Origin of the sequence: Novosphingobium cyanobacteriorum (assembly GCF_029436685.1) — a bacterium.
GTDB classification, from domain to species: domain Bacteria; phylum Pseudomonadota; class Alphaproteobacteria; order Sphingomonadales; family Sphingomonadaceae; genus Novosphingobium; species Novosphingobium cyanobacteriorum.
This window is the reverse complement of record NZ_JAROCY010000007.1, coordinates 102444-123287: the sequence shown is the minus strand read 5'-3', so window position 1 is coordinate 123287 and position 20844 is coordinate 102444. Positions and strand designations below refer to the sequence as shown.

Below are 20844 nucleotides of genomic sequence, written 5' to 3'. Positions count from 1 at the left end.
CAGAGCGCACCATCCTCCCCGGCAAGGGGCGGTGGCGGCCGCAGGTCGGAGGAGGGGTAAAGGCCAGGCGCTTATCCGGCAGATCAAACCCTCAAGCCGCCCTGCGCGCCTTGCCCCCGGCCAGGAAATCGCGCAGCCGCTCCACGAAGGCCTCGGGCTGAGACAGCATGAACAGGTGTCCCCCGCCGCTGAACATTTCCAGGCGGCTGTGCGGGATCGAATGGTGCAGGAACTGGGCGTTGGCAGGGGGCACCAGCTGGTCTTCCTCGTCGGCCATCACCATCGTCGGCACGCCCAGCAACGGCAGGAACGGCACGCTGGTCCAGGTGGCGAACGAGGTCATCTGGCAGGCCCAGCCCAGAGGGGAAGGGGGCTTGGCTGCATTGAGTGAAACCCGGCCAGACCCGCCGCCATTATACAGCATGGCCAGGTTGCGGCGGAGCGCCTTTTCCACCGTGTATTCCATCGGGTCCATCATCGCACCCAGGATCGAAGGATTGCCCGGCACCATCGCAGCGCCGCCTGCCGCCGTCGCCGCCAGCACCAGTCGCCCCGTGCGCGCCTTGTGCTGAAAGGCGAACTGCTGCGCCACCGCGCCACCCCAGCTGATGCCCATGATGTCCACCTGCTCGATCTTCAGCCTGTCGAGCAGTGCGGCCAGCGTCAGGGCGATGTGCGGGATGGTATAGGGAAAGATCGGATCGGGCGATCCGCCGATGCCGGGCATGTCGAAGCTGATCACGCGGCGGTCGTCCAGCAGGCGCGCCACCGGCTCCAGCAGCTCCACGTTCATGCCGATGCCGTTCAGCACCACCAGTGGCAGCGCCGGAGTGCCGTCGCGACTTTTGCCTTCTGCGCCAACATGCCACTGCCCCACGCGCAGCCGCCGTCCGGCCACGCCCACCATCTGAAAATTCGCTGTACTCAAGACGCCGTCGTCCGATCCGTAAAAGCCATTAGTTCATCGCCCTAGCAGGTTCGCCGGGCGCGCAAAAGCGCGGGGTTCCCCGCCATTGCAAGCTGGCGCGGGAATCAGGGAAAAGCGCTTTGCCTAACGCTTTTTTAAGGGCGCGTGGCCCATGAACTTCCCATGACGGGACAATCGGGGGCTCAGGGCGGACAAACGGCCGCACCGCGCGGTGCACGCGATTACGCGCGCACACAGCGCCGTGGCGATCGCGCCCCCGTGGACCATTCGGCCGGAGCCGGTTCCGCATTTCTGTTCGGCGGGGGCCAGAACCGCGGGCTGATCGCGCGCGAATGGCCGCAGATTTCCGCCCCCATGGGCCTCGGCGTCATCGGCGTTGCGCTCGTCGATCGGGCCTTTGGTGATCTGATCGCCCCGCTAATCGCCCTTGTGGCGGCGGCTTTGGCCTATGCCGGGCGCTATGCGGTCCGGCTTGAAGGCAAGGCGACGCTTTCCACGGGACCGCGCATGTCGCTGATGGCGCTGGTCATTGGCCTTCCCATGTTCCTCTATGGCGTCGGCATCGGGCTGTGGGCCGAAGGCGGCAACGCGCCGTGGCTGCAATGCCTGGCCTTGCTCATCACCGTGTCGCTGCTCGCCACCGTAATCGAATCCGGCCGCCTTGCCGGCGTTCTGGCCGCGCAGGTGTCGATGTGGTCGGGCGTCACGTTCGTCGCAAGCAGCATCGGTGGCGTGCTCACGCTGGGGATAGGCAGCCTGATCGCTGCGGCCGCCTATATGCGCCAGCGCGAGATCGACCTGAAGGAGCGTGAAAAAGCCGAGGAAGAGGCCCGCATCCAGACCCGCGCGCAGGAAATCCTCGCCGATTATGAAGAGACCGGGCAGGGCTGGTTCTGGGAAACCGATCGGCGTGGCATGCTCACCTACCTCTCGCGCCCCGTGGCCGAGACGCTTGGGCGTGATCTGGATGACCTGATCGGGCGGCCGTTCTCCGATCTGTTTAACCTCGCCGAACAATCGGGCGAGGGCGAGCGCACGCTCGCCTTCCACCTTTCCGCCCGCTCCGGCTTCACCGAACTCGCCGTCCGCGCCGCCACTGCCGACGAGGAACGCTGGTGGTCGATCACCGGGCGGCCGACTTACGATACCTTCAACAATTTCCAGGGCTTCCGCGGCTCCGGCACCGATCTCACCGAAAAGCGCCGCTCGCAGGAACACGCCAGTCGTCTGGCCCATTTCGATTCGCTGACCGGCCTGTCCAACCGGTTCCGCATGTCGCAGACGCTGGAAAAGATCCTCAATGCTCCGCAGGCGCAGCACAGGCTGTGCTCGGTCTTCCTGCTCGATCTCGATCGCTTCAAGCAAGTCAACGATACCCTTGGTCACCCGGCGGGCGACGCCCTGCTCAAGCAGGTGGCGCAGCGGCTGGAACGCTGCGTCGGCGCGCAGGGCCGCGTCGGCCGTCTGGGTGGTGATGAATTCCAGGTGATCCTGCCCGGCAAGATCGAGCGTGATGCGCTGGGCCACCTGGCCGCGCGGATCATCGAAAGCCTGTCGCAGCCTTATTCCATCGAGGGCAGCCGCGTGATGATCGGTGCTTCGGTCGGCATTGCACTGGCGCCCGATGACGGCGTGACCAGCGAGGCGCTGATCCGCAATGCCGACCTCGCGCTCTATGCCGCCAAGGATGGCGGGCGCGGGCGATATCACTTCTACGCGCCAGACCTGCGCATCGATGCCGAAGAGCGCCGCCAGCTTGAGGAAGAGCTGCGCGACGCTGTCGCCAACGGCGGGCTCGAGCTGTACTACCAGCCGGTTGTCCATACGGTGACCGAAAAGATCACCGGGTTCGAGGCGCTGCTGCGCTGGAACCACCCGGTGCAGGGCTTTGTCTCGCCTTCGAAGTTCATTCCCATTGCCGAGGACACCGGCCTCATCGCCACGATCGGCGAATGGGCCCTGCGCACCGCGTGCCAGGATCTTGCCCAATGGCCCACCAACGTGCGCGTGGCGGTAAACGTCTCGCCGCTGCAGTTCTCCAACCCCGCGCTGCCCTCGATCGTCACCAATGCGCTCGCCCACGCGCAGGTCGATCCCGCGCGGCTTGAGCTTGAGATCACGGAGAGCGTGTTCCTCAACGATGACGAGGGCACCGAGCAGATGTTCCGCGCGCTGAAAGCCATCGGTGTGCGGCTGGCGCTCGACGATTTCGGCACCGGCTATTCCTCGCTCGGCTATCTGAAGCGGGCGCCGTTCGACAAGATCAAGATCGACCAGTCCTTCGTGCGCGGCGCCACCCAGCCGGGCAGCCGCAACGGCGCGATCATCGCCTCGATCGTCAGCCTGGCTGAAGCCTTGGACATGGAGACGACGGCCGAGGGCGTGGAGACGCTCGACGAGCTGGACCTCGTGCGCATGCTGGGGTGCAGCCACGTGCAGGGCTATATCTACGAACGCCCGCTCTCCTCGCAAAACGCCGCCGCGCGCCTTTCCACCGGCCTCATCGCCATTGCGCAGGGCCCCCGTTCCGCCCGCGCCGCCCGCCAGTCCATGCTGCGCAAGGTCTCGCTTGAGCATGGGGGGCACAGCTATCATGGCATGATCCGCAACATCAGCCAGACCGGCGCCCTGGTGGAGGGGCTGTGGAACGTGCCGCCGGGCACCATCTTCCGCCTCGCCCTTGCCGAAGGGCACGTGATCACCGCCACGGCGCGCTGGTCCAATGAAGACCGCATGGGCGTCGAATTCGCCACGCCCCTGCGCCTCGACGATGATGGCCGCATCGCCGCCGTCGCCGTCCGCGGCACCACCATCGCCCAACTCGACACCGCCGGACAGCGCAAGGTCGGCTGACCCCTCACGAGAGGGGCGGTGACAGCAGCCGAAACGGCTGCTAACGGCGCGGGATGACTGAGCTCGCCCTGATCCGGAACTTTAGTATCATTGCCCATATCGACCATGGCAAGTCGACGCTGGCCGACCGCCTGATCCAGTTTACAGGTGGCCTGACCGAGCGCGAGATGAGCGCGCAAGTGCTTGATAACATGGACATCGAGCGCGAGCGCGGGATCACCATCAAGGCCCAGACCGTCCGCCTGAACTACACCGGCAAGGACGGCCGCACCTATGAGCTGAACCTGATGGACACGCCGGGCCACGTGGACTTCGCCTATGAGGTGAGCCGCAGCCTGGCCGCCTGCGAGGGCGCACTGCTGGTGGTGGACGCGGCACAGGGCGTGGAAGCGCAGACGCTGGCCAACGTGTACCAGTCGATCGAGCATGACCACGAGATCGTGCCGGTGATCAACAAGATCGACCTGCCCGCCGCCGAACCGGAGAAGGTGAAGGCCGAGATCGAGGAAATCATCGGGCTGGACGCGAGCAACGCGGTGCTGACCAGCGCCAAGAGCGGCATCGGCATCGAAGACGTGCTCGACGCCGTGGTGGAACGCATCCCCCCGCCGCAGGGCGACCGCACTGCGCCGCTGAAGGCCATGCTGGTGGACAGCTGGTACGACCCCTACCTCGGCGTGGTGATCCTCGTCCGCGTGGTTGACGGCGTGATCAGGAAGGGCCTGCAGGTCAAGTTCATGGCCGGGGGCACCGAGCACCTGATCGACCGGGTGGGCTGCTTCACGCCCAAGCGGATCGACCTGCCCGAGCTGGGTCCCGGCGAGATCGGCTTCATCACCGCGCAGATCAAGGAAGTGGAGACGGCCAAGGTCGGCGACACGATCACCACGGTGAAGGCAGGCGCCACCGCCGCGCTGCCCGGCTACAAGGAAGTGCAGCCGGTGGTGTTCTGCGGCCTGTTCCCGGTGGACGCGGCCGATTTTGAAAAGCTGCGCGAGAGCATCGCCAAGCTGCGCCTGAACGACGCCAGCTTCAGCTTCGAGATGGAGAGCAGTGCGGCGCTGGGCTTCGGCTTCCGCTGCGGCTTCCTGGGCCTGCTGCACCTGGAAATCATCCAGGAACGCCTGACCCGCGAATACGACCTGGACCTGATCACCACCAGCCCCAGCGTGGTCTATCGCATCCAGCTGCGCGCCAGCAAGACCGACGATGCGCGCGAGATCATGCTGCACAACCCGGCCGACTATCCCGATCCCAACCGGATCGAGCAGATCGACGAGCCGTGGATCAAGGCGACGATCTACACCCCCGACGAATACCTCGGCAGCATCCTGAAGCTGTGCCAGGACCGGCGCGGGGTGCAGACGGGCCTGACCTATGTCGGCGGGCGCGCGCAGGTGAACTACGAGCTGCCGCTGAACGAGGTGGTGTTCGATTTCTATGACCGGCTGAAGAGCATCAGCCGCGGCTATGCCAGCTTCGACTATGAACAGATCGGCCTGCGCGAGGGTGATCTCGTCAAGATGAGCATCCTGGTGAACAACGAGCCGGTGGATGCGCTGAGCATGATCGTGCACCGTGGCGTGGCCGAGGACCGCGGCCGCCACATGTGCGAACGGCTTAAGGACCTGATCCCGCGCCACCTGTTCAAGATCCCGATCCAGGCGGCGATCGGCGGCAAGGTGATCGCGCGCGAGACGATCGCCGCGCTGCGCAAGGACGTGACCGCCAAGTGCTATGGCGGCGACATAACCCGCAAGAAGAAGCTTCTGGAAAAGCAGAAGAAGGGCAAGGCCAAGATGCGGGAGTACGGCAGCGTGCAGATCCCGCAGGAGGCGTTCATCGCCGCGCTGCGGATGGGAGAAGAGTAGGGCGGCGCGACCTGCGCGGGCACCTTCGCCTTTCGTCAAGCTCAGGGTGAGCGCGCTTTGATCGTTGCGGCTTGGGGATTGCAGGGTGTCTGGACATCACCCGAACTTGGCATTGGGTAGATGATGCCTTTGCATCTTGGCGGACGAGAAGTCGCTTTCCAGGCCAGTATCGCTGTCTGCGACACCATATTGACCACCGGGCCCGTGTAACCAGCCCTGCAACTCCTCAACCTGCATGGGTCTGGCGAAAAGGTATCCCTGGGCCAAGCTGTAGCCCATCGCGCGCAGCATCAGAAATTGCTCGGGCGTTTCTACGCCTTCTGCCACGCATCCGAGCTCGAGAGTTTGGCACATCCCCAGGATAGCCGCTACGATCTTCCTTACGCCCGGGTCATCCAGGTTGTTGACGAAGCTGCGGTCTATCTTGATCTTGTCGATCGGCAGGCGGCTCAGATAGCTCAAGCTCGAGAACCCGGTCCCAAAATCATCGAGCGCAATCGATGCACCCAAGTCCCGCAGCCGCTTGATTTGCGTAATTGCGCTGTCAAAATCCCGCATCAGCGCGGTTTCCGTAATCTCGAACGTCAGGCGCTGGGGCGCAATCTGATGAAGATGCAATTCAGAAATCAGCGTATCGATCGTACTCGGCGTAACGATGTCACGCGCCGAGAGATTGAACGACAGATCGAGGCCGGCAGGTAGAACTGCGAGATGGGCTAATGACTTGACGAACAGATTGGTTGTGATGCTGCCGATGAGATTGAGGCGTTCGGCGGTTTCGATGAAGCGGGCTGGCTCGATCTTCCCGATTGCCGCGCTGTTCCAACGGGCGAGCGCTTCTACTCCGCAGGCATTGCCGGAACCGAGGGAAACGATAGGTTGCAGCTCAACCTGCAGTTCACTTGGCAGGTCGGCTGACAGCAGAGCGGCTTCCAGCTCGGTTTCGTTGCGCAGCCGCTTTTCCAGGCTGGGCGTGAAGAAGGCGAAGTCGCCACGGCGATCGGCCTTTACATCGTAGAGGGCATAGTCGGCGCGGTCAAAAATCGTGCTGGCCGATCGTCCCGTGCCCGGAAAATCGGCAAAACCGATCGAGCAGCCAAGTGACAGGCTGTGTGTGTCGATGTCGAACGGCCGATGCAAAAGCTCGATAACCTGCTCGCCAACGGCCTTTGCAGCGGCCACGTCGCCATTGATCAGGAGGCCAAACTCGTCACCACCAAGACGCGCAATCAAAAGTCGATCACGGCCAAGCGATTGAAGTCGCTCTCCCACCTGCACCAGCAACTGGTCTCCGGTCGCATGGCCGTAAATGTCGTTGACGGGTTTGAAGCGATCGAGATCAAGCACGCCGACGACGAATTGCCCGCCGGTGCGATCAGATCGCCGTACCCAATCTTCCATGCAGGCCAGAAATGCCCGCCGGTTGGGCAAGCGCGTGAGGGCATCGGTCATGGCGAGATCGGCGTTCTCTGCCGCCAGCCGTTCCGCATCGCTGCGGCGAAGCGCCAGCTCGGCCCGCGAGGTGATCAGCTCCGTAAAATGCTCGTGCGCATTGAGCGAAACCCTTATCATCAATGTCGTTACGATGCTGGCGATGAGCGCCACCAGCAGAAAAGTCTGGTTGCCCGTCACGAGCTGGTAGAGCGCGTAGGGCGCCATCGTCGTGAGATTCACCAGTCGGGCTGCCTGCGGTAAGTGCATCAGGCAGAAGATGCAGCCTACTGCTGTCAGCACGAGGCAAATGGCTACGCCCGCCCTTTGCGATGCATCGCCATAGTGGTCGAGCAGGAAGGCATATCCCAGGTACGACACGCAGATGGGAACAACGGCCCACGTCGTGCGAAGCAAGAGGGCACGGACGTCCGCTATCGAGATTTCTTCGGGCGGAGGAAGGAACCATACCCATGAAACCATTCGCACTGTGCCGACCACAACAAACAGCATCGACACGATCGCGACGCCCATGGGGACAGCGTCGAACATCAGATAAAGGCTGGCGAGCGCGATGATTATCAGCAGCAGGTAAAGTAGCGGGACTTGCCGCTTGAGGTTGGCGTACTGGCCGATCAGAAGGTTGGGATCATTGGTTAGGGCGTGGCGCCGCCGCGCCAGCCCGTGGAGACTGGCGATTCGTCGAGCTGCCGATAGAGCGCCGCGATATCTATCCAGCAAGGTCAATGACTGGCCACGCTCCTGCCCGCGATCACATGGCGTGAATTCTATGCTGTTGGGCGCAAAGAGACGTTAACTCCAGATACTGAATCACCCGTGCCGGGCACCTGCGGCGGCCCGATGGGACCGCCTGCCGGAAAGCGCCGCTTTCCTGTGCGTTTCTCCTTCGCCGGGTGCTTGACTTTGCGCGGCGAAATCCCCAGCGTCAAAAATAGAACAACGTTCTAATATGCGATCCGCGGGAAGCCGCGGTCGCTGGCGAGGGTACGGAGCAACTGTGGCGAGGATCAAGTGGCAGTATGCGGACCATTGGCGCACGGATTCGCCAAAGGGGCCGATCAACCAGTTCGCATCGCGCAGCGAGATGGACCGGTTCATCAAGCAGATCGCGGCGGTGGGGCTGAGCGGCGTGGGCATGTTCGCTTGGAATCTGGGCGCGGTTTCGGCGATGTTCGGCAGCCTGCAGGCCTATCAGGCGTTCCTGGCAGAGCGCGGGATCGAGAAGATCGTCGACCTGTTCTGGTGCCAGCCGCAGGCCAGCCCGGGCATGACCATCCACGATCCGCAGCACAAGGGCCGGGTGATCGGGATGCTTGACCACTTCGCCTCGCTTGCTGCTGGGCTGGGGGTCGAGAACCTGGTGGTGATGCCGGCGCACTGCTATTCCGACACCGAGCCGGTGACGCCCGCGCGGATCGAGGTGCTGGCTGACCTGTGGAACGCCGCAGGCCGGATGGCGATGGAAAAGCATGGCATGAAGCTGGGCTGCCATCACGAATTCTGGTGCGGCATCCGGTCGCAGGAAGAGATCGACCGCTTCTATGCGCTGACCGATCCGGCTTATGTGAACCTGTATATCGACACGGCACAGCACGTGATTGCAGGGGTCGATCCGGTTGCGCTTTATCGGCGCCATGCCGGCCGGGTGAACGGCTTTCACTTCAAGGATACCCGGCACGTGGACCGCAGCGAGGACTTTCGCAGCCAGCCCGACCCCGAGCTTTGCGCGAGCACAACGCCGCGATGGTTCTGGGAAATGGGCACGCCTGGCGGACTGGTGGATTTTCCCGCGTTGATGCAGGCGCTGAAGGAGCACGGCTACGAGGGCTGGATCGGCGTAGAGCACGACAAGGCCGATGTCGGCGGGGGTAACTACCCCGAGAGCACCGCGCTGGCCATGTGGTATGCGCGCAACGTGCTCGAACCCATCTATAGCTGAGAGACCGACCATGACCCTGCGCTGGAGCTATTCGCTCAACCAGTGGAACAACGGGCACGACCGCTTCGTGCTGCGCGAGGCCCACGATCGCGCTTTCAAGACGCTGTCGGCCAGCGGGTTCGACACGGTGGAGATCCCCTGTGGATCGGGCCGGTGGGAGCCGCTGGGCCGCAAGGACTGGATCGAGCGGTTCTATGGGTCGGTCGCCGGGCTGCGCCGGGCGATGGCCGATGCGGGCATTGCCGGCGCATCAAGCTTTGTCTTCAATCCGGCGGAACCGATCTTCGAGGAAGGGGCCTTTGGGCTTTCGGTGCTGAACCCGGCGGACCACGGGCGCATCCTTGGCACTCTGGTGCAGTATGCGCAGATCCTGCCTGAACTGGGCGGTGACACCATGGTGGTTCGCGCGTTGCCCAACTGGTCTGATGCTGTGAAGGTCGATGCCGGGACGATGCAGGTTGCGGCGGATTGCTGGAATGCCGTGGGCGCCATGCTGGCAGGCCACGGGGTGGGGCTGGCGCTGAACTTCGACTGCGTGACGATGGCGCGCTCGGCTGACGATATCGGACTGCTGCTGGATCTTTGCGATGCGGGGACAATCGGCCTTTCGATCGATACCGCCGACGCCGTGATCATGGGTATAGACCCGGTGGCGCTGTTCCGGCAGTTCAAAGCGCGGACCTGCCATGTCCAGCTCAAGAACGCGCTTGCGATCGATACACTGGAAGAATACCGGCTGCCGTTTCCCGACAAGTTCATGCTGGCTGGCGGCGGTGCGCGCCGGATTCCGCGCTGGTATGGCGAACTTGAGCACGAGGACGGGCTGGTGGACATCGCCGGTTTCCACGCGGCGCTGGTCGAACATGGCTATGCCGGATGGGTGGTGGTTGAAAGTGACCAGAGCCCTGTTCCCCCAACGAGCGCCATGCTCAATGGCTGGTATCTGCGTCATCGGCTGACCCCACAATCCGCCTGAGAAGAGAACCGGCAGGGCGTAGCCGAGGGGCGGGTATTGCGGGCGTTCCAAGCCCCGGTCCCGGTCCCACCCATGCTGCACAAGGTTCGAGAGGCGACGAGCCTGGCACGCATGGCGGCTTTGCCATACGCAGTTGCGTTTCGGCATGCGGCATCGCGACTTGACCCCACAGTGTCCTTGCGGGCAGTTCAGCGCGATCGTGTGCGATGGCATACGGGACGGCGCGGAGCGCCTCGCCACGGGTTGCGGATCAGGAAATTTGCTATAAGATATAGCAATTCGTGGATGGCAACGGACATCTGGCGAGGAGAGTGGGCGTGGAGATCGTATCGACGCGGCAGGTGCGCGTGGCCGATCGGCTGGGATACTGGAACGAGGTGCTGGCCTCCACCTATCGCGGGATGGTGGTGGATGCGCAGCAGCCGCTGTTCGAGGCGCAGCTGAGCACATGGCGGCTGGGATCGCTGCGGATGGTGCGGCCGCGATCGAGCTCTGCCGTGGTGCGGCGGCACGAGACGCGCGCAACCATCGGCAGCCAGGCGACGATCATCGCGCACATCATCCACGACGGGCAGGTGCAGCTGACCCAGCGCGGGCGGCAGGTGAGCCTGGGCAGCGGCGACATGGTGCTGTGCGCGGGTGAGGAGCCTTATCGCTTTGACTGCCCCAGCGCGCACCGGCTGAGCGTGGTGGAATTTGACGGGGCGGAACTGGCGGCGGCGCTGCCGCAGGTGGAGGACTGCATCGCCAGGCGCATCCCCGGCCAGACCACGGGCGTGCGCATCTTCCAGAGCTATCTTTCGGCGCTGTGGTCAGAGGCGGGGCAGCCGTTTGAAGGGAGCATGGCGCAGACGCATTCGCAGGTGCTGGTGGAACTGCTGGGCGCGTGCCTGGCCGAGGCGGAGGCCGTGGCAGGGGCGGGTGCAGGCGGCGGTGCAGCAGATCCGGTGCTGCAGCGCATCCGCGAGGCGATTGCCGCGGGCATCGGCGATTTTGACCTGGGGCCGGCGACGATCGCGCGCGAATGCGGCATCCCGCTGCGCACGCTGCAGGCAACGGCGGCGCGGGCAGGCACGACAATTGGCCAGATGATTACCGAATGCCGCCTGCTGCGCGGCGCGGCGATGCTGCGCGCCAATCCGCGGCGCAGCGTGATCGAGGTGGCAATGGCCTGCGGCTTTGCCGACCCATCCTATTTCGCGCGGCGCTTTGCCCAGCGCTTTGGCCAGTCCCCTCGCGATTATCGGGCGATGCACTAGGCTGAAGGCGGATAGTCCGGAATTTCGGGGCAGCGGTCGAGCCGGTAGGTTCCGGCAAGGCGGCCGGCAGGGTCACGGTATTCGTAGGACATCGAGGCGCCTGACCGGATGAGCAGGTGCATGCCCTTGTTGCTGCATTCTTCCAGCTGGATGCCCCGGCCGATCCGCTGCATCGTGCCCCTGGGGATGCGGTCTGCCGGGACGTTCACGGTGTAGAGGTAGACCAGCTCGGTGCCGTTGGCGCGTGCGCCGGAGAGCACGGTGTAATTGTCGATCTGGCGGGCGCCGGCCTTGTTGATGGCCTTGGCGGTTGACTGATTGCTGTCGACGATGCGGGCGCGGGAGAAGGCGTTGATGACGCCGGCCTGGACCAGTTCCACTTCGGTGGGGCTCCAGATCGACTTGGAGGAAGTGGAGAGGGCGCGTTCGATAAATTCGGCGGGCAGGCCGGCCTTTTCATAGGCGTCGCGCATTTCCGGGCTGGACGCCTTGGCGACGTCGTCGGTCAGGCCGGCGAGCGAGGGGCTGTGAAAGCCCAGGCTGGAGCCGGATTCCGCAAACCGGTGCTTTCCGGCGAGGAAGACAATGGTGCAGGACGAGGCGCACGGGCCAACCGCCATGGTATCGAGCTTGCGGGCGGAAATGGCGGCAGCGATGCTCGTCGCCTCACGCGTGCGGCCGCCCTGCGACCTGAGCAGGATGCGGTGGACTTCGGGGTGTTTGCCAAGCAGGGCGGCAAACTGCCCCGAGGAGCCCGAGGAAATCCAGCCCGAGAGGGTAAGGGCATCACCATCGACGGTGAGCCTTGCGCTTTCACCGATGGGGTCCATGCCGGCGGCGAGCTGGGTATGATCGGCCAGAAGGGGTTCAATCCTGGCCAGCTGTACAACCTGGTTGAGAGCGCCCAGCACCATCATGGCCTTTGCCACCACGGCCCAGCCGGAGCTGCCACCCCGACCGGCGTGGCGCGATGCGGAGCGCCAGATGCCGACCGCCGCCCAGACCCAGAGCACGATCAGGAGCGCGAAGGCCACGATCCCAGCGATGGCGACGAACTGAAGCGAAAAGCTGCTATCCCGCAGCGACATTGCGGCAGCGCCGATGGCAATGTTGGCAAGGAACAGGACGATGCCGCCGTTGATCCAGTAGGAGTTCGCCAGCGGCAGGTTACCCCGCCAGTGGTCCATCACGTAGTTGCCTGTACGTTCATCCTCCGGATAGGCGTACGACATCGACATTTCCCCCCTGAAACGCCGGGAAGGTATGACCTGCGGCGCGGGCGCGGCAAGCGCGATTGCATCGAATTTGCCGGCAGCCTGGCGGAGCCCCTTGCGCGTTTGTGCGTGAAGTGGCGCGTGTGTCCGCGCTGAGGTGATTCTGCGGGGATATGGCTTCTCCCAAACAAGGGAGGTTTGCCATGAAACCAATGAAGTCCGTGAGCGCGCTGGCGCTTGCCATCGCCACTTTGCCGTTTGCCGCACAGGCGCAGGAAGCGGGGCAGCCTGCAGGGGATGCGGGCGCACCTTCGGGCGGGCAGATCGAGGAGATCGTCGTCACCGCGCAGAAGCGCGTGGAGAACGTGCAGGACGTGCCGATCGCCATTTCGGCCTTTGGCGGGACCGCGCTGAAGGAGCGCGCGGTGGCCGACATTTCCGCGCTCAGCGGCATTGCGCCCAACGTGAACCTGGATGGCGGCACGCCGTTTTCGGGTTCTTCGGCGGTGCTTTCCGCCACGATCCGCGGCATCGGATCGGACGACTTTGCATTCAACATCGATCCCGGCGTGGGCATCTACCTGGACGGCGTGTACCTGGCTCGCACCGTGGGCGCCAACCAGGACCTGCCCGACGTGGAGCGGATCGAGGTGCTGAAGGGTCCGCAGGGCACGCTGTTTGGCCGCAACACCATCGGCGGCGCGATTTCCATCGTGACGCACAACCCGGGCAAGACCTTCCGCCTGAGCGGCGACCTGACCACCGGCAGTTTCGACCTGCTGCGCGCGCGGGCGACGCTGGACCTGCCGCTGAGCGATTCCCTGGCGGCATCGGTGACCGGCGCGGTGACGAGCCGCAGCGGCTTCCAGAAGCGGATCGCCTATAACGGCACGGCCGCGGAAATGCGCGCCATCGCCAATTCCGACCCCTATACCGCGTTCAACAACGCGGACTATTCCCGGTCGAGCAGCCAGAGCGGCGACAACAACATGAGCCTGCGCGGCAAGCTGCGCTGGGACGATGGCGGCAAGTTCCGCGCGACGATCTCGGGCGACTACACCAATCAGGATTCGTCGGGGCAGAACAATTCGCTGCTGGGCGTGTCCTTCCCCGCAGGGCCGTTCGCGCCGACCAACCCGCTGCCGGGCACGGCGATCAACCCGATCAATCCGGCGGGCGGCTTCCTGTTTGCCGGGCTTTACAACTTCTGCATCGGGTCAACGCCCGACGAGATCGCGGCGCGTGGGGCGGGCGCGATCTGCGGGGCGCGCGGCACCAGCGTGAATCCGGGGCGACTGCTGAGTTCGCTGGCGGGGGTGAACACCGACGCCGACCCGAGCAACGACCGCCTGCCGTGGGACGGCCGCTTCATCACCGGCGATCCGGACAAGACCTATGCCACCGGGCCGACGCTGAACAAGCTGCGCGCATGGGGCGTGGCCGGCAACCTGGAATACGACCTGGCCGAAGGGCTGATGGTCCGTTCGATCACATCGTATCGCAAGACCAACTGGAAGGCGGGATCGGACCTCGACGGGTCGCCGCTTTCGATGCTGGAGCTGACCTTCAGCCAGAACCAGAAGCAGTTCAGCCAGGAAGTGCAGCTGCTGGGGTCCAAGCTGCTGGACGGCAAGCTGAACTTCGTGCTGGGCGGGTACTACTTCAAGGAATCGGGCGACCTGCACGATTACGTGACGTTCGACGAAGGCCTGCTGCAGGTGGACGGGCCGAACAACTTCGACACCAAGAACTATGCCTTCTTCGGCCAGCTTGATTTCCGCGTGAACGACTGGATCGGGATCACGCTGGGCGGCCGCTATACCAAGGAAACCAAGCTGTTCGAAGGCGGGCAGCAGGACCTGAACGGCGGCAACTACAAGCTGTTCAACTGCGCCAGCGCCGATGGCACGATCTTTCCGTTCGGGGATTTTCCGCTGGCGCCGCCGCAGGCTGCGGGCGGGCCGCCGTGCTTTGCCGCGCTGTCCTATCCCGATCCGAGCAATCCGGTGCGCGTCTATGTGCCTGGCGTGAACCGCAAGACCTTTTCCAACTTTGCGCCGAAGGTGGGCGTGCAGCTGCACCCCAGTGACGACGTGATGGTCTATGGCAGCTACAGCGAAGGCTACAAGACCGGCGGCTGGACCACGCGCCTGACCAACCCGCAGGGCAACGTGGCGCCCGATTTCGACGAAGAAACGGCGCAGACGTTTGAAGTGGGCGTGAAGTCGCAGTGGTTCGACCGGCGGCTGCAGCTGAACCTGGCGGCGTTTTCCACCAACTACAAGAACGTGCAGCTGAACCAGCAGGTGGGCACGTCTCCGACCATCGACAACGCGGGCACCGCGCGCATCAAGGGCGTGGAAGTGGAAGCGATCGTGGCGCCGATGAGGGGCCTGACGATCAACGGCTCGATCGGCTATCTCGACGCGCACTTCACCGCGCTTTCGGCCAGCGTGCTGCGCCCCGACGTGGCCGGGCCGATCCCCGGCCTGCGCGAAGGCGCGGTGGTGGGCGGCCAGCTGCCCAAGACGGCCAAGTGGTCGATCAACGTCGCCCCGCGCTATGAATTCGGCCTGGGCAACGGTGGCAGCATGGTGGTGCTGGCCGACTGGACCCACAAGAGCGCGGTGTGGAACGACGTGGCGCGATACCTGCCGCTGCGGCGCCAGCCGATCGATATCGTCAACGCCAGCCTGACCTATCGCGAACCGGGGGCGAAGTGGGATCTGACCGTGGGCGGGACCAACCTGACCGACGAACGATACCTGGTTTCGGCCGGGGCCAACGATGCGGCCGGGGTCTACTTCGGCAGCTACAACCGCCCGCGCGAATGGTATGCGCGCGTCGGCTTCAAGTTCTGATGCAAGAAGAAGGGCCCGGCCGCGGTGGCAGGGCCCTTTTCCATATCCGGGAGAGAGCCGATGGCGACAATGGCGAGGGCCGCAGTTTCACGCGTGGCCGGGGCGGTGCCGCAGATCGAGGCGGTGACGGTGGAAGATCCCCGCGAGGACGAGATCCTGGTGGAGATGACGGGAGTGGGCGTTTGCCATACCGACATGGTGATGCGCGACGGGCACCTGCCAGTGCCGCTGCCGGTGGTGCTGGGCCATGAAGGATCGGGCGTAGTGCGCGCGATCGGCGCTGGGGTGACCGACTTGGCGGTGGGTGACCACGTGGTGCTGAGCTTCATGTCGTGCAGCCACTGCGCTTCGTGCGACGCGCACCAGCCGGCCTATTGCCACGCGTGGGTGCCGCTTAATTTCTTTGCCACGCGGGCCGACGGATCGACCGCGCTGACCGATGCGACGGGCGCGGCGGTGCACAGCCACGTGTTCGGCCAATCCTCGTTCGCCACGCACGCGGTGGTGAACCGGCGCAACGCGGTGAAGGTGGACGCGGACCTGCCGCTGCACCTGCTGGGGCCGCTGGGCTGCGGCATCCAGACCGGTGCGGGCGCGGTGCTCAATTCGTGCCGGGTGCGCGCAGGGGCGAGCGTGGCGGTGATCGGGACCGGGGCCGTGGGCATTTCCGCGATCATGGCCGCGCGCATCGCCGGGGCAGGCACGGTGGTGGCGCTGGACATCAACGACACGCGCATCGCGCTGGCGCAGGAACTGGGCGCGACGCACGGCTTCCGCAGCGATGATGGGGATTATGGGGCATATGCCGCGGCGGCGGGGTGCGCGGCGGGGTTCGACTACATCATCGACACGACCGGAATTCCGGCGGTGGTGAACAAGGCGATCCTGGCGTTGGCGCCGCAAGGTGAACTGGCGCTGGTGGGCGCATACCCGCCGGGCGGCAACATCGTGGCCGATGCAACGCACCTGATGAGCGCAGGGCGCGTAGTGCGCGGCGTGGTGGAAGGCGGGGCAGACCCGCAGCGCTTCATCCCCGAGCTGATCGGGTATTACCGCGAAGGGCGCTTTCCCTTCGATCGGCTGGTGCAGGAGTTCCCCTTCGAGGCGATTGCCGAGGCGATCGCCGCGGGCGAGAGCGGCAGGGTGGTGAAGCCGGTAGTGCGGTTTTCCTGACAGGCTCCAAGAAGGGGGCGGCAGGCGGAGGGGCAGGGGTCCCCCTCCGCCTGCCTTGCCCCGGTGAATGCACCGGTCAGTCGTAGATCGGGCGCAGCACGGTATCGAGGTGGTAGCGGGTGAGCGCCATCGACGCGAGCAGATCGGGCGAGCCGTCGTATTCCACCGACATCCAGCCCTTGAACTCGTGCTTCTTGAGCAGACGATAGAGGCCCGGCAGATCGAGCGTGCCGAGGCCCGGTTCCCAGAACCAGCGGTGGCCGCTGTCGGTGATTTCCGGATCCTGCGCATAGCGCACGCTGTCGGGCTGGTTGGCCGACGCGGTGTCCTTCAGGTGGAAGGTGCTGATGCGATCATGGTAGTCTTCGTAGAAGGTGCAGAGGTCTTCGCCGAGGATCGAGATCTGCGCGGTATCGATGCAGTAATGCACCAGCGCCGGATCGGTGGATTCGATCAGTTCGCGGTGGTTGGGCAGGTTGATCGCGCAGAAGAATTCGTTGTGCAGGCCGATCTTCACGCCGCGGTCGGTGGCGTAGCGGCCGATCTCGTTCATCACGCGGGCGCAGTTCTGCACCTCTTCGCGGCTTAGCGGGCCGGTGCCGAAATAGTTCTGCGTGGGGCAGGTGTTCATGTAGGTGCCGCCGAACTTCACGATGGTGTCCACCGCCTCGCAACCCGAACGGACGGCTTCATCGAAGTGATCGGCGGCGTGGCTGGCATGGGCGCCGTGGAACATGCCGATGACCTCCACCCCGCGCTCTGCCGCGAAAGCAGTGAACGCTTCGGGCGAGCCGAACAGGGGCAGGATGTCGGCCAGGTCCCAGGGCGCAATCTCGATGCCGGTAAAGCCGAGCGCGGCCTGGTACTTCAGGATCGAATCCCAGTCCGAGTAATAGGCGGTGTTGGTGTTGTCCTCGTAATAGAAATCACGGAAGTTGGGGATCTGCCGATAGGGGATCGACTTCCAGTGGCACATGTTGGCGTAGCGGATGTTGGGCATCTGGGCTGACCCTAGTTCTGAAGCTGGTTGAGCAGGGCGCGGGTGCGCAGCAGCGCACGGAACGGATCGCGCGTCTGGCGGGCGCTGAGTGTGACGGGGCCGGCGTAGCCGACCGAGGCCAGCTGCGCGGCGATGCCGGGCAGGTCCACCGTGCCGGTGCCGGGATCGCGGAACACCTGCGTGGCGCGCCGTTCCGGGAATTCGGGATTGGCGGTCTTCCACGTCTCGTCATTGTCGACGAAGGCGGTATCGGTGAGGTGGACGCAGCCGATGCGGGTGATGTTGGCAGCGATGAAATCCGCGGGCGCAACGCCGGCAATCTGCAGGCTGGCGGTATCGACATCGAGCTTCACCGTTTCGGGCAGCGCGGCAAGCAGCGGCAGGATCGCTTCGCCGCGGAACAGGCCCCAGTATTCATTGCGCAGCACCAGCGCCACGCCGAGATCCTGCGCCTTGGCGGCAAGGCCACTGAGCAGGCTGACCGTGCGGGCGGTGAAGGCTTCGCGCTGGGCCTCCAGATCGGGGTGATAATGGAGCGCGCGGCCATAATAGGGCGAAGGGCTGATGGCGAAGTAATCCGCACCCATGTCGGCCGCATGGGCCAGCGCTTCACCGGCAAAGTGGCCGGACGCACCGAAGAAGAAATCGATGTTGGCGTTGCGCATGAACAGGTTGGGATCGAACGTGATCCCGGTGACACGGGCAATGCCGCGTTCGGCCAGCGCGGCGCGATAGCCGGCGGCATCACCGTACTTGGTGTTCACGCAGTAACGGTTGAAGGGGACGCCGCTGCGCCCACCAAACTGCCAGACGGGTTCATAGGGGATTTCGATGGCCGAGAAGCCCGATGTTGCGATGAGCGGATAGAGCTGTTCCCAGAAATACCGGCTTTCATACCGGTTCCGGTTCGGCTCCTGATAGTGGCGGTTGACCAGATCGAGGCTGATCGCGAAGTTTTGGATAGGCATGTCCGGCTGCAGGCTCCTCGGGCGGCCATTTTTAAATTAAAACTTCCATACTAATAATGTTGATGCCGGGTCAAGCGGGATCGTCCTGTCCGGGCATTAACCCGGCCGTGCGGTGCCAATTGTCTGGAAGGGCCCTGTCGCGCAATTGCAGCAGGCAGGCCTCAGCACTGCCACACAATTGGCCGGCGCCTCGATGAACTGATGCTGCCGCACGGCGGTGAAGGCATGATGGCGGGCGCGATGCGGCACCGAAGTGTAGTCGAAAGGGTGCGAGCTTGGTCGTTTCAAGCGCGGGGTCAGAAATCGACAGGTCAGGCTTGAATGGTGAGGGGCGGGCGGTCTGGGGGGACATGCCCGCACGTCTGCGCTGGGGGAAGGCCTGCGGTCATGCCGCAAATCGCCCGTCTCAGGGCAGGTCAAGCATGGGACAACGCAGATTCAATCAAGCGGCGAGGTTGGGGAAGGTGACGGGGTGGCGGTCCTGCATCGTCTCGGCGAGGCCGGCGGGAAGCGGTCGGGCGAACTCCAGGCCGGCCTCGCCGCCAACGCACCAGCGAACCCAGGCGGTCAGGGTAGGCTGACCCGCTGGCGCGATGGTGATGGGCGCCCCGACCAGCAGCGGACGCGCCAGCCCGGCAAGACGGCAGCCATGCTGCGACAGATCGACGATCATGGGATCGTCCGAGGGCTGCGGCTCTTCGCGCGCGCTGTCATCGACCGGCGGGCGCAGGTTGGCGGCAAGGTGGAGGCCGAAACGCGGGGTTGAGCGTCGGCGGTCCGGGTGGGGGAGGGAGGGACGCTTGGGCATGCGTATTTCTTCGCATGCGGTGGTTAACGCAAACTTGGCGGGTGCCGGATTTCGTTGAGCGTTAATGATCCGCCAAGCGGCGGGCGCGGTCAGGCGGGGCTGAGCACCTGTTGCGGCGCCGGCACGCGCCAGCGCAGGCTGGTGGCCAGCACCGGGCGACCGCGCAGGGCCAGGGCGGCGCCGGCGAGAATGCCGAAGTCCGTGCCCGGATCGCACGATGGTGCGGCGATCGAGGCGATCAGCACGCCCATCAGCATGGCCCAGGCACAGGCCGCCCCGGTGGAAAGCGAAAGGCTCTGGCTGGGGGCATAGGTGGACAGACGGTGCGGCTTGAACGCAAAGAGGAAGTGGGTGAGCAAGGCCGCCGCGCCGAGAATGCCGGTGGAGCCGAGCACCGCGGTGGCGAGACTGGAGGAACGGAAGCTGCCCGGACCGATGCCGATGCCACCGGTCTTGAGGAAGGCGTCGATCCCCTGCCACGCCCAGAACTTGCGCTGCAGGCCCGAGAAGGAGTCCTGCTTTTCCACGGTCATGCGGCGGATCAGGCCGACGAAGCTGTCAGCGAAGGACGGTTGGGCGAGCATGACGGTGCAGGCGACGACGACGAGGATTAGCACCGCCGCGCCGATCCACAGCACGCGGTCAGCCGTGACGGCGCCGGGGAACAGCAGCATGCGCATGATCACGAAGGCAAAGTAGATCGGCAGGCCGACATAGGCGGTGCTGGCGGTGGAGAAGACCAGCGCCATGGCCAGCAGCAGCGCGGCGGGCCCGGTGAAGCGGCCATCGACGCGGCGCAGCCAGCATTCGAAGTTGAACACGAACCACGTCATCGCGAAGGCCGCGTAGCTCGAGGCTTCGGGCCAGATGCCGGTCATCCGCACGAAGCCCTTCCACGAGTGATCGAGCTGCGCATAGTTGGCGTTGCGGAAGATATTCAGCACGTCGGCAATGGGCGTACCCTTGGCGGCGACGCTGGTGAAGCCGATCAGCGCGTGGAGCATGCCGACCACGGCCATGGTGCGCACCAGCGTGGCGCGGCCGCGCTCGGTACGGGAGGAGACGTGCGCGGCAATGCCGGCAAGCAGCGTTCCGAACATGTAGACCGCAGTGGTGATGTTCTGCGGCGAGGGCGCGAGGGGGCGGGTTGCGTAGAGATAGGCCTTTTCGGAGATATAGCGCGCTTCGGTACGTCCACGCAGCGGGGTGACATCGACCTGCCCGGCAAAGATGCGCGGGGCGATGAAGGCCAGCACCGCGCCCCACAGCACAAAAAGCACGAGGTAGACATTGGCGCGCGCGGCCTCTCCCACGGCGTTCATCTGCCCGGCACCGGGCACGAACAGGCGCAGGGCCATGAACACCAGCGCGAACTGCACCGGAGGGATCGACGAGCCACCGAGCGCGGGCAGGGTAAGCGCGGCAGACCCGCCGAACATGGCCGACACGAGCATGAAGCCGAACATCGCTTCGACCGAGCCGATCAGGAACAGCGCCAGCCCGAGCAGGACCTGGATAGCGCCGATGAAAGTGAGCATCATG

14 protein-coding genes are annotated in these 20844 nt (G+C 64.8%); 7 read left to right on the top strand and 7 right to left on the bottom strand.

From position 1 onward, the window contains the following. Nucleotides 1-91 precede the first annotated feature (91 nt). A complete protein-coding gene (locus POM99_RS09315; protein WP_277277047.1) occupies nucleotides 92-928 on the bottom strand; it encodes an alpha/beta fold hydrolase in 837 nt (278 codons plus the stop codon). A 162-nt stretch (nucleotides 929-1090) separates the two neighbouring features. Between POM99_RS09315 and POM99_RS09310 the strand changes: the two genes are divergently transcribed. Together POM99_RS09310 and lepA are read left to right on the top strand one after the other, a co-directional pair. Continuing rightward, the gene (locus tag POM99_RS09310; RefSeq protein ID WP_277277045.1) at nucleotides 1091-3781 is read left to right on the top strand and encodes an EAL domain-containing protein; all 2691 of its coding nucleotides are present in this window, start codon (nucleotides 1091-1093) and stop codon (nucleotides 3779-3781) included. Nucleotides 3782-3834: 53 nt separating this feature from the next. After that, nucleotides 3835-5652, top strand: a complete 1818-nt coding sequence (gene lepA, locus POM99_RS09305) for a translation elongation factor 4 (protein WP_277277043.1) — start codon at nucleotides 3835-3837, stop codon at nucleotides 5650-5652. A gap of 96 nt (nucleotides 5653-5748) precedes the next feature. On the opposite strand, the gene POM99_RS09300 is transcribed toward lepA, so the two are convergent. Beyond that, nucleotides 5749-7830 carry a putative bifunctional diguanylate cyclase/phosphodiesterase gene (locus POM99_RS09300; RefSeq protein ID WP_277277041.1) on the bottom strand — a complete coding sequence of 694 codons (2082 nt, stop codon included), beginning with the start codon at nucleotides 7828-7830 and terminating at the stop codon, nucleotides 5749-5751. Nucleotides 7831-8101: 271 nt separating this feature from the next. Between POM99_RS09300 and POM99_RS09295 the strand changes: the two genes are divergently transcribed. The 3 genes from POM99_RS09295 to POM99_RS09285 all read left to right on the top strand — a co-directional run bounded on the left by POM99_RS09295 (nucleotide 8102) and on the right by POM99_RS09285 (nucleotide 11278). After that, complete coding sequence (locus POM99_RS09295; protein WP_277277038.1) at nucleotides 8102-9043, top strand: sugar phosphate isomerase/epimerase family protein; 942 nt, start codon at nucleotides 8102-8104, stop codon at nucleotides 9041-9043. Nucleotides 9044-9053: 10 nt separating this feature from the next. Next, nucleotides 9054-10019 (top strand): sugar phosphate isomerase/epimerase family protein, encoded by a 966-nt coding sequence (locus tag POM99_RS09290; protein ID WP_277277036.1) that lies wholly within the window; start codon nucleotides 9054-9056, stop codon nucleotides 10017-10019. A gap of 317 nt (nucleotides 10020-10336) precedes the next feature. Next, the gene (locus POM99_RS09285; protein WP_277277033.1) at nucleotides 10337-11278 is read left to right on the top strand and encodes a helix-turn-helix domain-containing protein; all 942 of its coding nucleotides are present in this window, start codon (nucleotides 10337-10339) and stop codon (nucleotides 11276-11278) included. Here the strand turns inward: POM99_RS09285 and POM99_RS09280 are convergent. Beyond that, nucleotides 11275-12510 carry a hypothetical protein gene (locus POM99_RS09280; RefSeq protein ID WP_277277031.1) on the bottom strand — a complete coding sequence of 412 codons (1236 nt, stop codon included), beginning with the start codon at nucleotides 12508-12510 and terminating at the stop codon, nucleotides 11275-11277. The genes POM99_RS09285 and POM99_RS09280 overlap by 4 nt on opposite strands. A 185-nt stretch (nucleotides 12511-12695) precedes the next feature. On the opposite strand from POM99_RS09280, the gene POM99_RS09275 reads away from it, so the two are divergent. Next, nucleotides 12696-15353, top strand: coding sequence for a TonB-dependent receptor (locus tag POM99_RS09275; protein WP_277277029.1), 2658 nt, complete (start codon nucleotides 12696-12698; stop codon nucleotides 15351-15353). Nucleotides 15354-15413: 60 nt separating this feature from the next. Continuing rightward, a complete protein-coding gene (locus POM99_RS09270) occupies nucleotides 15414-16526 on the top strand; it encodes an NAD(P)-dependent alcohol dehydrogenase (RefSeq protein ID WP_277277028.1) in 1113 nt (370 codons plus the stop codon). 76 nt (nucleotides 16527-16602) lie between these two features. On the opposite strand, the gene POM99_RS09265 is transcribed toward POM99_RS09270, so the two are convergent. From POM99_RS09265 to POM99_RS09250, 4 genes are all read right to left on the bottom strand, one after another. Then, complete coding sequence (locus POM99_RS09265) at nucleotides 16603-17526, bottom strand: sugar phosphate isomerase/epimerase family protein (RefSeq protein ID WP_277277026.1); 924 nt, start codon at nucleotides 17524-17526, stop codon at nucleotides 16603-16605. Between the two features lie 11 nt (nucleotides 17527-17537). Further along, nucleotides 17538-18494 (bottom strand): sugar phosphate isomerase/epimerase family protein, encoded by a 957-nt coding sequence (locus POM99_RS09260; RefSeq protein ID WP_277277024.1) that lies wholly within the window; start codon nucleotides 18492-18494, stop codon nucleotides 17538-17540. Between the two features lie 442 nt (nucleotides 18495-18936). Continuing rightward, nucleotides 18937-19302, bottom strand: a complete 366-nt coding sequence (locus tag POM99_RS09255; protein ID WP_277277022.1) for a PilZ domain-containing protein — start codon at nucleotides 19300-19302, stop codon at nucleotides 18937-18939. An 89-nt stretch (nucleotides 19303-19391) separates the two neighbouring features. Continuing rightward, nucleotides 19392-20843, bottom strand: a complete 1452-nt coding sequence (locus tag POM99_RS09250) for a hypothetical protein (RefSeq protein WP_277277020.1) — start codon at nucleotides 20841-20843, stop codon at nucleotides 19392-19394. Nucleotide 20844: the final 1 nt, after the last annotated feature.